The organism is Streptomyces sp. NPDC091416 (assembly GCF_044756845.1).
Classification (GTDB): Bacteria; Actinomycetota; Actinomycetes; order Streptomycetales; family Streptomycetaceae; genus Streptomyces.
Map to the genome: position 1 here is coordinate 402,992 of NZ_JBIVTU010000005.1, position 12,540 is coordinate 415,531.

9 protein-coding genes are annotated in these 12,540 nt (G+C 70.1%); 1 reads left to right on the forward strand and 8 read right to left on the reverse strand.

The features are described 5' to 3' along the window. Positions 1-35: 35 nt before the first annotated feature. Positions 36-1,820: a glyoxylate carboligase gene (gene gcl / locus ACIQMX_RS17990; protein ID WP_402479057.1), complete on the forward strand. Its 1,785-nt coding sequence runs from the start codon at positions 36-38 to the stop codon at positions 1,818-1,820. 548 nt (positions 1,821-2,368) lie between these two features. Here the strand turns inward: gcl and ACIQMX_RS17995 are convergent. The 8 genes from ACIQMX_RS17995 to ACIQMX_RS18030 form a co-directional block, all read right to left on the reverse strand. Then, on the reverse strand, positions 2,369-3,826 hold the full coding sequence (locus tag ACIQMX_RS17995; protein ID WP_402479059.1) for a catalase: 1,458 nt from the start codon (positions 3,824-3,826) through the stop codon (positions 2,369-2,371). 265 nt (positions 3,827-4,091) lie between these two features. Continuing rightward, positions 4,092-4,991, reverse strand: a complete 900-nt coding sequence (locus tag ACIQMX_RS18000; protein ID WP_402479062.1) for a 2-hydroxy-3-oxopropionate reductase — start codon at positions 4,989-4,991, stop codon at positions 4,092-4,094. Positions 4,992-5,038: 47 nt separating this feature from the next. Next, positions 5,039-5,878 carry a TIM barrel protein gene (locus tag ACIQMX_RS18005; protein ID WP_363078690.1) on the reverse strand — a complete coding sequence of 280 codons (840 nt, stop codon included), beginning with the start codon at positions 5,876-5,878 and terminating at the stop codon, positions 5,039-5,041. Between the two features lie 172 nt (positions 5,879-6,050). Next, complete coding sequence (locus tag ACIQMX_RS18010) at positions 6,051-7,493, reverse strand: cellulose binding domain-containing protein (RefSeq protein ID WP_402479064.1); 1,443 nt, start codon at positions 7,491-7,493, stop codon at positions 6,051-6,053. A gap of 58 nt (positions 7,494-7,551) precedes the next feature. After that, positions 7,552-9,126 carry a beta-N-acetylhexosaminidase gene (locus ACIQMX_RS18015; protein WP_402479066.1) on the reverse strand — a complete coding sequence of 525 codons (1,575 nt, stop codon included), beginning with the start codon at positions 9,124-9,126 and terminating at the stop codon, positions 7,552-7,554. Positions 9,127-9,155: 29 nt separating this feature from the next. Beyond that, positions 9,156-9,995 (reverse strand): carbohydrate ABC transporter permease, encoded by an 840-nt coding sequence (locus tag ACIQMX_RS18020; protein WP_363078696.1) that lies wholly within the window; start codon positions 9,993-9,995, stop codon positions 9,156-9,158. Next, positions 9,992-10,975: a sugar ABC transporter permease gene (locus tag ACIQMX_RS18025; RefSeq protein WP_363078698.1), complete on the reverse strand. Its 984-nt coding sequence runs from the start codon at positions 10,973-10,975 to the stop codon at positions 9,992-9,994. Before ACIQMX_RS18025 ends, ACIQMX_RS18020 begins: the two co-directional genes overlap by 4 nt. A 40-nt stretch (positions 10,976-11,015) precedes the next feature. Then, positions 11,016-12,284: an extracellular solute-binding protein gene (locus tag ACIQMX_RS18030; RefSeq protein WP_402479069.1), complete on the reverse strand. Its 1,269-nt coding sequence runs from the start codon at positions 12,282-12,284 to the stop codon at positions 11,016-11,018. Between the last annotated feature and the right edge of the window lie 256 nt (positions 12,285-12,540).

The following is a 12,540-nucleotide window of genomic DNA, read 5'->3' on the forward strand; positions in this document are numbered from 1 at the left end:
GCCCGACTCCACCCAGGTCCGAGCAGGAGCACTCAATGCCTCGAATGACCGCTGCCCGAGCGGCAGTTGAGATCCTCAAGCGCGAAGGCGTCAGCAACGCGTTCGGTGTGCCGGGCGCGGCGATCAACCCCTTCTACGCGGCTCTCAAAGCCTCCGGCGGGGTTCATCACACGCTCGCCCGCCACGTCGAGGGCGCCTCCCACATGGCGGAGGGCTACACCCGGGCCCGCCCGGGGAACATCGGCGTCTGCATCGGCACGTCGGGACCGGCCGGCACCGACATGATCACCGGCCTCTACTCCGCCATCGCGGACTCCGTCCCGATCCTGTGCATCACCGGCCAGGCCCCGACCGCGGTGCTCCACAAGGAGGACTTCCAGGCGGTCGACATCGCGTCGATCGCGAAGCCGGTCACCAAGGCGGCCACCACCGTCCTGGAGGCCGCGCAGGTCCCCGGCGTCTTCCAGCAGGCCTTCCACCTGATGCGCACCGGCCGTCCAGGCCCGGTCCTCATCGACCTGCCGATCGACGTGCAGCTCACCGAGATCGAGTTCGACCCCGATCTGTACGAGCCGCTGCCGGTGCACAGGCCCGCGGCGAGCCGCAAGCAGATCGAGCGCGCCCTGGAGATGCTGAACGCCTCCGAGCGCCCGCTGCTCGTCGCGGGCGGCGGCATCATCAACGCCGACGCCTGCGAACTCCTCGTGGAGTTCGCCGAACTGACCGGCATTCCGGTCGTCCCCACGCTGATGGGATGGGGCATCATCCCCGACGACCACACGCTCAACGCCGGCATGGTCGGCCTCCAGACCTCGCACCGCTACGGCAACGCGACCTTCCTGGAGTCCGACTTCGTCCTCGGCATCGGCAACCGCTGGGCCAACCGCCACACCGGCAAGCTGGACGTCTACACGCAGGGCCGGACGTTCGTCCACGTCGACATCGAGCCCACCCAGCTGGGCAAGATCTTCGCCCCCGACCTCGGCATCGCCTCCGACGCCGGGGCCGCGCTGGAGCTGTTCATCGAGGTGGCGCGTGAGCTGAAGGCGGCCGGCCGGCTGAAGGACCGCTCGCAGTGGGCGGCCTCCACGCAGGAACGCAAGGCGAGCCTGCAGCGGCGGACGCACTTCGACAACGTGCCGCTGAAGCCGCAGCGCGTGTACGAGGAGATGAACCGGGCGTTCGGGCCCGAGACCCGGTACGTCACCACGATCGGCCTCTCCCAGATCGCCGGCGCGCAGATGCTGCACGTCTACCGGCCGCGCCACTGGATCAACTGCGGCCAGGCGGGCCCCCTCGGCTGGACCATCCCGGCCGCCCTGGGCGTCGCGACGGCCGACCCCGAGGGCTCCGTCGTCGCGCTCTCCGGCGACTACGACTTCCAGTTCATGCTGGAGGAGCTCGCGGTCGGCGCGCAGCACCGCATCCCGTACGTGCACGTCCTGGTGAACAACTCCTACCTGGGGCTCATCCGCCAGGCGCAGCGCAACTTCGACATCGACTTCCAGGTCAACCTGGAGTTCGAGAACCTCAACTCCCCGGAACTGGGCGTCTACGGCGTGGACCACGTCAAGGTCGTCGAGGGCCTGGGCTGCAAGGCGATCCGGGTCACCGAGCCGGACCGGCTGCTGCCGGCCTTCGAGGAGGCGAAGAAGCTGGCGGCGGAGTTCCGGGTGCCGGTGGTCGTGGAGGCGATCCTGGAACGGGTCACGAACATCGCGATGAGCGGTACGGACATCGCGTCGGTCAACGAGTTCGAGGACGTCGCGACGGAGCCGGGCCACGCCCCGACGGCGATCCGCCCACTCGCATCCGCCTGACTGCCCCGGGCCCGCGGCCCCCGCCTCTCCGTTGTACGGGGGCGGGGGCCGCGGCGTTGTGCCCTCGGCGCCGGACGGGCTGGGGGCTGTCCTCAGACGCCGGACGGCTGGAAAGCTGTCCTCAAGCGCCGGACGGGCTGGATCGTGCCGGCCGTCCGCTGTGACGGCGCGCGGCGTCCACGGCGAAGAAACGACGCGTCCGCAGTTCGACCGGCTGTCCGGCGCCGCAACCCGGCCCGTCCGGCGCCGCATCCCAGCCCGCCCGGCGCGTGAGGACGGAACCGTTCACCCCATGAGCCCGCGCACGCGAAAGGGCGTGGAGCACGGGACCGTAGTCCGTGCTCCACGCCCTGGTGAAACGGAATGACAGGGGCCGCGGCGAGGCGCGAGAGGGCGGCGGGGGCCGGTTCCTTCAGGTCCGGAACCGGCACCGCCGCCCACACCACCGCACTGGCATCGCACCGCCGCCGCGGCCTCGTCCTGCCCGCACCGTGCGCAACCCCTCATCCGGGTGGGCGCGACGGCGCGGGCAGGGTCTGGGGGAGGGCCTAGTCCTCGCGCAGGGCGCGGACGGCCTCCTCCACGCGCTTGCCGTACTCGGCGTCCGCGGCGTGGAAGTGGGCGAGGTTCTTCTCGATCACGTCATCGCGCGTGACCTGCGACAGGCCGCCCGCGATGTTGGCGACCAGCCGGCCCTTCTCGTCGTCCGACATCAGCCGGTACAGCTCACCCGCCTGGAAGAAGTCGTCGTCCTTCGCGTGGGCGGGCGCCTCGTGCGTGCCGGTCCAGCCCTGGACGGGCAGCGGGGCGGAGAAGGCCGCGTCCGTCTGGGCCGGGCCCGCGTACGAGTTGGGCTCGTAGTTCTTGTCGTGCCGGGCCCCGTTGCGCGTGGCGTGCAGCCCGTCGCGGCCGTAGTTGTCGACGACGGCCGTGCGCGGCGCGTTCACCGGCAGGTGGGTGTGGTTGACGCCCAGCCGGTAGCGGTGCGCGTCCGCGTAGGCGAACAGCCGGCCCTGGAGCATCTTGTCCGGGGACGGGCCGATGCCGGGCACGAAGTTGTTCGGGGAGAACGCGGCCTGCTCCACCTCGGCGAAGACGTTGTCCGGGTTCCGGTCCAGGACCAGCCGGCCCACCCGCTGGAGCGGATAGTCGCTGTGCGGCCACACCTTGGTGAGGTCGAACGGGTTGAAGCGGTAGTCCGCCGCCTCGGCAGCGGGCATGACCTGCACGTACAGCGTCCAGGACGGGTTCACTCCGCGCTCGATGGCCTGGAGCAGGTCCGTCTGGTGGGAGCTGGCGTCCTTGCCGACGAGCTCCGCGGCCTGGTCGGCGGAGAGCGAGCGCACGCCCTGGTTCGTCTTGAAGTGGTACTTGACGAAGAAGGCCTCGCCCGCGGCGTTCGTCCACTGGTAGGTGTGCGAGCCGTAGCCGTTCATGTGGCGGTACGAGGCGGGGATGCCGCGGTCGCCCATGAGCCAGGTGACCTGGTGCGTGGCTTCGGGTGCGTGCGCCCAGAAGTCCCAGACGTTGTCCGGCTCCTGACGGCCCGTGAACGGGTCACGCTTCTGCGAGTGGATGAAGTCGGGGAACTTGATCGGGTCCTTGATGAAGAACACCGGGGTGTTGTTGCCGACGAGGTCGTAATTGCCCTCGTCCGTGTAGAACTTGAGCGCGAAGCCGCGCGGGTCGCGTACCGCGTCCGCGCCGCCGAGCGAGTCGGCGACCGTCGAGAACCGGATGAACGTCTCGGTGCGGCGGCCCACTTCGGAGAGGAAGTCCGCACGGGTGAAACCGGTGACGTCGTCGGTCACCTCGAAGTAGCCGTACGCGCCGGAGCCCCGGGCGTGCACCACGCGCTCCGGGATGCGCTCCCGGTTGAAGCGGGCGAGCTTCTCCAGGAGGTGACCGTCCTGGAGGAGGATCGGGCCGCCGGCGCCGGCGGTGGCGGAGTTCTGGTTGTCGGCGACCGGGGCGCCGGACTCGGTCGTAAGCACGCGCTGCGTCATGGTGTCGGGGCGACCTTCCGTACGGGAGCTGCTGAACTGCGACGCCCTGGGGGCTCCAGGAGCGTAAGTACGCTCCGAACCCGACGTCAACAGTTTGTTGAAATTCATGAGGGAGGGGTGGAGCGGGAGGTGTTCCGGACGGCGCCGGCGCCTGGGCGCGACAGGACAGGTGTCAGCGCCGGCGCCGCCCGGAAGTCTGTGGGCCGGGGGATGCGCACCCGGCGGGTGGTGCCGGCCGGGCCCGCGCGGGGCCCGGCCGCATCGGTCAGCCCCGGACGGGCTGACCGGACAGGCGCTCGACCGAGCGCAGCAGCGCCGAGTGGTCCAGCCCGCCGTCGCCCTGCGCGCGCAGCGAGGCGACGAGCTGGGCGACCACGCCGCCGACCGGCAGTGCGGCACCGACGTTGCGGGCGGCGTCCGTGACGATGCCCATGTCCTTGTGGTGCAGGTCGATCCGGAAGCCCGGGGCGAAGTTCCGGTTCAGGAAGTTGTCCTTCTTGCGGGTCAGCACGGTCGAGCCGGCCAGTCCGCCGTTGAGGACGTCCAGGGCGGCGGAGAGATCGACGCCCGACTTCTCCAGGAAGACGACGGCCTCGGCGCAGGCCTGGATGTTGACCGCGACGATCAGCTGGTTGGCCGCCTTCACCGTCTGTCCGGAGCCGTGCGGACCACACAGCACGATGGTCCTGCCCAGCGCGTCGAGCAGCGGCTTCGCGGCGTCGAAGTCGGCCTGCCCGCCGCCCACCATGATGGACAGCACGGCCTCGATGGCGCCGGCCTCGCCGCCGGAGACGGGGGCGTCCAGGACCCGGATGCCCTTCTCGGCGGCGTGCTTCGCCAGGTCCACCGAGGTCTGGGGGGTGATCGAGGACATGTCGATCAGCAGCGAGCCGCGCTTCGCGTTCTCCAGGATGCCCTCGGGGCCGTACGCGATCGCCTCGACCTGCGGGGAGGCGGGCACCATCGTGATGACCACGTCCGCGTCCTTGACCGCCTCGGCGATCGAGGACGCGCCGGTCCCGCCGGCCGCGGCCAGCCGGTCGACCTTGTCCTGCTCCAGGGTGTAACCGGTGACGTCGTAACCGGCCTTGATCAGGTTCTCGGACATGGGCGAACCCATGATGCCGAGCCCGATCCACGCAACCTTGGGGAGGTTGTTGCTCATGAGGGTGCCTTCCGATAAGCGTGTGTACGAGGGGGAGTCCGCCGCCCTCAGCGGGCGGCCCGCGCGGTGGCCGGGAGCCATGCGAAGGACTCGGCGCCCGTCCGGTCGCCCGGCTTGTACTCCAGGCCGACCCAGCCGTCGTAACCGGCCTTCGTCAGCTCGTCGAGGAGCTGCTCCAGCGGGAGCGAGCCGGTGCCGGGCGCGCCGCGCCCCGGGTTGTCCGCGATCTGGACGTGCCCGGTCCTGCCGGCGTACGCGGTGATGACCTGGCTGAGGTCCTCGCCGTTCATCGACAGGTGGTAGAGGTCCAGGAGGAACTTCGCGTTGCCGAGGCCCGTCGCCGCGTTGACCCGGTCGACGACCTCGATCCCGGCCGGTGCGCTGACCAGCGGGTAGCGCGGCGACTCCGGCTCGTTCAGGGTCTCGATCAGCAGGACCGCCCCGATCCGGTCGGCCGCGCGGGCGGCGGTGACCAGGTTCTCCAGGGCGAGTTCGTCCTGCGCGGCCGGGTCGACGCCGTCGACCCGGTTGCCGTAGAGCGCGTTGAGCGCCTTGCAGCCGACCGAGGCGGCGAAGTCCGCCACCACCTCGATGTTGGCCCGGAAGCGGTCCGACTCCGTGCCGGGCACGGAGAGCGCGCCGCGGTCGGGGCCGGGCAGCTGTCCGGCGTAGAAGTTCAGCCCCACCAACTGGGTGCCCGCCTCGTCGAGCGCCTTCTTGAGCGCGTCGAGTTCGGCCTGCGGAGGGGTGGGGGTCTCGGTCCACGGCCACCACAGCTCGACCGCCGTGAAGCCCGCCGCAGCGGCTGCCGCGGGTCGCTCCAGGAGCGGGAGTTCCGTGAAGAGGATCGAAAGGTTCACATCGAAGCGCTGGTCCGGGTAGCCCATGAGGGTTTCGGCGCTCCTTCCGTATTGCGGAAGTTAGTTTCTGCTTAACGGAAGATTGCCTGGAGGGTGGGGGCGATGTCAAGGGGGTGCCCGGAAAACGGACCCCGGACAGACCGAAGGCGGGGCGGAGGCCTCGATGGCCCTCCGCCCCGCCCGCGCGTCCGCTACCGGATCACCCGGCCGGCACCGTGTCCTGGAACGTCGTCCCCGCTGTGCGGAACGCGCTCACCCTGGCGCCGACCTGAGCCGGAGTGAGGACCTGGTCCTTCACGTGCAGGACGTAGTCCACCTGCTGGTCGTACGAGCGCGGCGTCGTGCTCGTCTGTCCGGCCAGGTCGATCAGCCACTGGTTGAAGTTGATCGACATGCCGCGCTCCGGCAGATACGCCGCACCGTGCGTGCCGAACAACTGGCCGTCGATGTAGTACGTGATCGCGCTGTCGTCGATCGTCACGACCAGGTCGTGCCAGCCCGCGTAGCTCTGCCGGGACTCGGTATGCGCGTTGACCGCCTCCCACGGGTCCGGCCGGTAGGTCTCCCACGAGGTCGTGTACAGGATGTTGCCGCTCTCGCCCCAGCCGCCGTTCGGCAGGTACTCGAAGTCGTACTCCGCGTAGTCGTCCGCCATCGGTGCCTTGAGGTCGTTGATGGTGAAGAACGTCTGGACGAGGTGGTCGCCGTCGGGGCCGGAGACCGGTGCGTCGTTGAACTTCACCCGGGCCGCGTACGTGCCGTTGCGGAACTTCATCGACCGGGTCAGGATCTCGGTCTGCTTCGTCGACTCGCCGCTGCCCGCGGTCGACGTCTCCAGGTTCATCACCGAGTTCCCGCTCTGGGAGGCGAACGTGACGTTCTCCGGCGCCCAGGTGGCACCGGGCACACCCGGTCCGCCGGAGTTGGAGCGGACGCTCCAGCCGTGCGCGGCGATCTGCGGATCGGTGTGCCCGCTGTAGTTGAAGTCGTCGAACAGCGTGGGCGCGCCCTCCGGCGGACCGGTCGGGTCCGTCGGATCGGTCGGGTCGGTGGGATCCGTCGGGCCGTTGCCCTCCGGGGCCTGGCCCCACACCGTGGCGCCGGCCAGCTGCGCGGTCACCTTGGACCAGTCGGCGTACGCCGTCCGGCCCGCGTCGAAGGAGTAGTCGTCGCTCTGCACCAGGGTCTGCCAGCTCGACCGGTAGAAGCGCAGCTGCATGTCACCGGTGTCCGCGCCCGGGGCGAGCGAACCGGCACCCGGGGTGAAGCCGATCTCCAGATAGCGGTCGGCGGTGGCGGTCGGGGAGGCGAGCGTGCCGAACGTGCCGGTGATGTTCGCGCAGCCCTTCACCGCCCAGGAACAGGCGAACCGGTAGGCGTCGCCCGCCGCCTCGCCCTTGAAGTAGTAGCGGACCTTGACGGCGCTGAGCTGTACGGCCGTGCTGCCGGTGTTGCGCACCTTCAGCCAGGGTTCGCTCTGGTCTGCCGTGGCCCCGGACGCACTGGTGCGGTACTGCACGGTCAGGTGGCCGGCGGCGGCGCTCGCCGACGACGGGACGGCGGCCAGGGCCGTACAGCCCAGGGCCACGGTGGCGGCGGCTGCCGCCACCGCTCGGATCCGGCTCTTCGCGAGTGACTTCATGAACCTGTTCCTCTCCGGAACGGTCGTGGGGGAGTGGTTCCTGCTGGGATGGCGCTGTTCATGGGGAAGTGGTCTGGAGCGACCTGGGGTTCAGGGGGCGGTAGCCGACGCCGAGGGCGTCGAGCCGTGCCGTGTGCCGGCCCAGCCGGGACACGAAGCCGGGCCAGTCGCTGCGACCGCCCGACCAGGCACGGTCCGCGAGGGCGCACAGCCGGGGGTACGTCAGGTACTCGATCCGCTCCGGCGTGCCGGCGTACTCGGTCCACAACTGGGCCTGGGTGCCCAGCACGCGGGCCGCGTCCGCCGCGTCCCAGCCGTCCGGCACCGGCCGGTTGCCATGGACGGCCCGCAGACCGACGGGAGGCCCCGGCTGGGCGGCAGGCTCGGCGGGGTCCGCGGACTGGGCGTAGTCCAGGTACGTCGCGCGGTAGTGGGCGGCGACCACCTGATGGCCGCGGCGGGCGGCGGCCAGCGCGTGGGCCGGGTCGCGCCACGTCATCACCGTGAAATCGGGGGGCAGTTCGGTGCCCGTCTCGGCCCAGCCGACCGGGCGCCGGCCCCGCTCGGTCAGGAACGACCCGATCCGCCCCATGAACCAGCCGTGCAGCGACCGGGCGTCCGGCAGCCCCTCCGCGGCGGCCCGCGCCCGCGCCGCCGGGCTCGTCTCCCACTCGGTGGTCGGGCACTCGTCGCCGCCGACGTGGATGTACGGGGACGGGAAGACGTCCATGACCTCCTCCAGCACCGTCCGGCAGAAGTCGAAGACCTCCTCGTGGACGCCGAACACCGTGTCGCAGACGCCCCAGCGGGTCCACACGTCGAGCCGCCGTGAGGGATCGTTGCCCAGCTCGGGGTGGGCGGCGAGGGCCGCGCGCACATGGCCCGGCATCTCGATCTCCGGCATCACCCGCACCCCGCGCGCCGCCGCGTAACGGACCAGGTCCCGCAGTTCCTGCCGGGTGTACGCCCCCGAGTGCGGAATCCCGTCGAAGCTCTCGTCGGGGCGTCCCGGCGGGCCGGACATCGACTGTCTGCGGTGGCCGCCGATGCCGGTCAGCCGCGGGTAGGCGGGGACGGGCATCCGCCAGCCCTGGTCATCGGTGAGGTGGAGGTGGAGCGTGTTGAGCTTGTGCAGCGCCATCAGGTCCACGTACCGGCGGAGATAGGACACCGGCTGGAAGTGCCGGGCCACATCGAGCATCGACCCCCGCCACGGGTGCGCCGGTACGTCGCTGATCTCGATGCAGGGCAGCGTCCACGGCGCATCCCGCTGCGCCGTGCCCGACAGGGCCTCGGCGGGCAGGAGCTGGCGGATCGTCTGGACGCCGCAGAGCAGGCCCGGGAGCCGCGCGGCCCGCAGCAGCAGGGCGTCCGGGCCGATGGTGAGCCCGTACCCCTCCTCGCCGAGGCCCCCCAGCTGCGGATCGAGGGCCAGCACGATGCGGCCGGTGGCGGAGGGGGCGAGGGGCAGGCCGGTGGCCGGGGCGAGAAGGGTGCGCAGCAGGTCGGCGGCGCCCTCCGCTCCGGGGTAGGCCCGTACCGAGGTGTCCTGGTCCAGGGTGAAGCGGCCGGGGCGGGCCGAGACCTTGCGGGGGCGGGGCACGAGGGACTGTTCCGGGTGTGATGCGGGCACGGGTGGCCTCCGGGTTCGGTTCTCGGGTGTCAGCCCTTGACGGCGCCGGCCGCGAAGCCGGAGGTGACATGGCGCTGGAGGAGAAGGAAGACGACCAGCGCGGGCAGGGCGAAGAGGGTCGAGGCGGCCATCGTGGCGCCCCAGTCGGTGCCGAAGGTGTTCTGGAACGACGACAGCCAGACCGGCAGGGTGCGGCTGTCCTGGTGCTTGATGATCAGGAAGTTGGCGTACGCGAACTCGTTCCACGCGGTGATGAAGCCGAACAGCGAGGTCGCCATCAGCCCCGGTGCGAGCAGGGGCAGGGCCACCCGCCGGAAGGCGCCGGTCCGGGTGCAGCCGTCGACCTGTGCGGCCTCCTCCAGCTCCGGCGGAATGGTGGCGATGAAGCCGCGCAGCACCACGATCGAGAACGGCAGCGTGACCATGAAGTAGACGAGCGTGAGGGTCGGCAGCCGGTCGAGCATGTCCGTGTCGCGGGAGATGATGTAGATCGGGATGATCAGTGACTCCCAGGGCGCCATCTGGGCGATGAAGACCATGAGCATGAACTGCCGGCGTCCCTTCCAGCGCATCCGGGCCACGGCGTACGCCGAGCCGATGGCGACGAGCAGGGCCAGCAGGATCGAGCTGAGCGTCACCAGGATGCTGTTGCGCCAGAACAGCTCGAACCCGTCGGCCTGCACGGCGGTGCGGAAGTGGTCGAGGGTCCAGGTGTGCGGGAAGAGCTTCGGGTCGGCGGACTGGATGTCCCGCGACGGCTTGAACGCGGTCGAGATCATCCAGTAGACGGGGAACAGGCAGACCAGGACGGTCAGTACGGCGGCGGCGTTCAGCGGGATCCGCCGGACTCTCGGGCGCAGCAGGGTCATCGGTACTCGTCCTCCTGTCGGAACATCTGGCGGAAGTAGAGGACGAGCACTCCGGACATCAGGACCACGGTGATCATCGAGGCGGCCGAGCCCAGGTCGTAGCGCTGCCCCGCCAGTGCCTTCTGCACCGCGTACACGGGCAGGATCGTCGTGGCGTCGCCCGGGCCGCCGCGGGTCATCACCCAGATCTGGACGAAGGCCTTGAACGTCCAGATCACTTCGAGCGAGAAGACCAGCAGGAAGATGGGCCTGAGCATCGGGAAGGTGACCGAACGGAAGATCCGGGAGCCGGACGCCCCGTCCAGCCGCGCCGACTCGTACAGCTCCGCCGGGACCGTGGTGAGCGCCGAGTAGACGGTGATCGCCGCGAACGGAACCGACTGCCAGACGATCAGCAGGACCAGGATCGAGAAGGCGGCGGTGCCGTGCGCGAACCACGGATAGCGGTCGAAGGAGGAGAAGCCGGCTTCGGTCAGCAGCCGGTTGACGATGCCGAACTCGGAGTGGAAGAGCCACTGGAAGACCGTGGTGGCCGCGACCACCGGCATCGCCCAGGCCAGCACCAGCGAACTGAGCACCACCGTGCGGCCGAACCGGCCCAGCCGCTCGGTCATCAGCGCCACCAGGGTCGCGATCACCATGATCAGGACCACGTTGACCGCCATGAACAGGAAGGTGCGCCGCACCACCTCCCAGAACCGCGGGTCGCTCAGCAGCGTCCGGTAGTTCCGCAGACCGACGAACTCCGCGTCACCCATGATCAGCTGGCGCAGCCGGAAGTCCTGCAGCGAGATCAGTACGGCGCGCAGGAGCGGGTAGAGCAGCAGATAGAGCATGCCGCCGACGGCGGGTGCGATCAGGACGTACGGCCAGAGGCCGCGCGGCTCCCCGGACCGCAGCCGGCGCGGCGGTCCTGACGTGCCGGTCGCCGGGCGGCGCAGGCGGCTGGGGGGTGCGGTGCGTTCCCGGATGACCGACACGGCACGCCTCCTCTCGGTGGTCGGGCGGATGGGCGGAGGATCAGGAAGCGGTGTTCATGGCGCGGGTGATGTCGGCGGAGGCCTTGGCGGCCTCCTTCGCCGGGTCGCCGCCGGTCAGGACGGCCGCCATGTAGTCCTTGATCGGGTTCTCCGCCTCGACGGCCGCCCATCCCGGGGTGTTGGGCGTCGCGTGCCCGTTCGCCGCGCCGACCGCCATCGCGGCCGCGCCCGGATCGTCCGCCACCGCCGAGGCCAGCGTCGTCCGGTTCGGTACGTAGCTCATGGCCACGGCCAGCTTCTTCTGCCAGGCGTCGCCGGTGAGCTCCTTGATGAAGGTCAGCGCCGCGTCCTGATGCCCGGACGCCGTGGGGATGACCAGATCGGAGCCTCCGGTGAAGACGGCACCCGGCGTGTCCGCGCTCTTGCCCGGGATCGGGAAGAAGCCGAGCTTGCCCTTCAGCGCCGGGTTCTTCTCCATGACGACGTTGGCGCCGCCCGGGGTGGAGATCACCTGGGCCACCTTCCCCTGGGCCATCACGTCGGCCTGCGGGGGTGAGTCCTCGTCCGAGTCCTTCGGGCCCTTGCCGAGCGCCTGGAGCTGTTCGTAGAACTCCATCCCGCGCAGCGCCTCGGGAGTGTCCAGCGTGCCCTTCCACGTGCCGCCGGACTCGGTGGCGAGGTCACCGCCCTCGTCCCAGACGAAGCCCGCCAGCGCGTACCACATCTGCCCGGGCAGATAGATGCCCTGCGTGCCGCCCTTGTTGAGCTTGCCGGTGGCCTCGGTCCACTGCTCGCGCGTCTTGATCGCGGACGCGTCGACGCCCGCCTTCTCGAACAGATCGGTGCGGTAGATGACGACTCGGTTGGCCGCGTAGTACGGGATGCCGTACTGCTTGCCCTCGTACGCTCCCGGCTCGGCGAGGCCCTTGAGCCAGTCCTTGCCGTTCAGTTCGCCGACCTTGTCGCTGAGGTCGAGCAGGCCGCCGCTCTGGGCGAACTGGGCGACCTGGGTGTTGCCGCTCTCGATCACGTCGGGTGCGTCGTTGCTGGCCAGCGCGGCGGTGATCTTCTCGCCGATGCCGTCCCACTCCTGGATCTGGACACGGACCCTGATCGTGGGATGCGCGGCCTCGAAGCCCTTCACGAACTCCTTCTGGAACTGGGCGGAGACGCTGTCGCGCATCAGCCACACGTCGATGTCCGTCGGCCCGCCACCGGATTCCCCGGCGGAGTCGGACGATGAGCCGCAGGCACTGAGAACGGCGGCCATCACGAGCGCGGACCCACTGGCAAGCAAGCGGTACTTCACGGATCACCTCTGGGAGACAGGACCTGACCACCTGACCAGTGAAGCCCACTGGACAGCTCATCTCTTGATGGTGGATGAAGGTGGCATAGACCAATGAGGCCGTCAACCCCCTTGGTGCATAAGGATTTTCGTGATCTCGTGGAAATATGGCCCGAGGCGATTGACTGAAGAGCGGCTACACTTCCCTTGACCAGTAGCCGAGTTGGCCGCACTGGTTGGTCAACTGGTAAGTGAGTGACAGGTCAGGAGGGGCAGC

Excerpts from the sequence above, each read along its gene's own strand:
- ACIQMX_RS18005 (WP_363078690.1), bottom strand. The coding sequence starts at position 5,878 with ATGGGCTACCCGGACCAGCGCTTCGATGTGAACCTTTCGATCCTCTTC.
- ACIQMX_RS17995 (WP_402479059.1), bottom strand. The coding sequence starts at position 3,826 with ATGACGCAGCGCGTGCTTACGACCGAGTCCGGCGCCCCGGTCGCCGAC.
- ACIQMX_RS18020 (WP_363078696.1), bottom strand. The coding sequence starts at position 9,995 with ATGACCCTGCTGCGCCCGAGAGTCCGGCGGATCCCGCTGAACGCCGCC.
- ACIQMX_RS18000 (WP_402479062.1), bottom strand. The coding sequence starts at position 4,991 with ATGAGCAACAACCTCCCCAAGGTTGCGTGGATCGGGCTCGGCATCATG.
- ACIQMX_RS18010 (WP_402479064.1), bottom strand. The coding sequence starts at position 7,493 with ATGAAGTCACTCGCGAAGAGCCGGATCCGAGCGGTGGCGGCAGCCGCC.
- gcl (WP_402479057.1), top strand. The coding sequence starts at position 36 with ATGCCTCGAATGACCGCTGCCCGAGCGGCAGTTGAGATCCTCAAGCGC.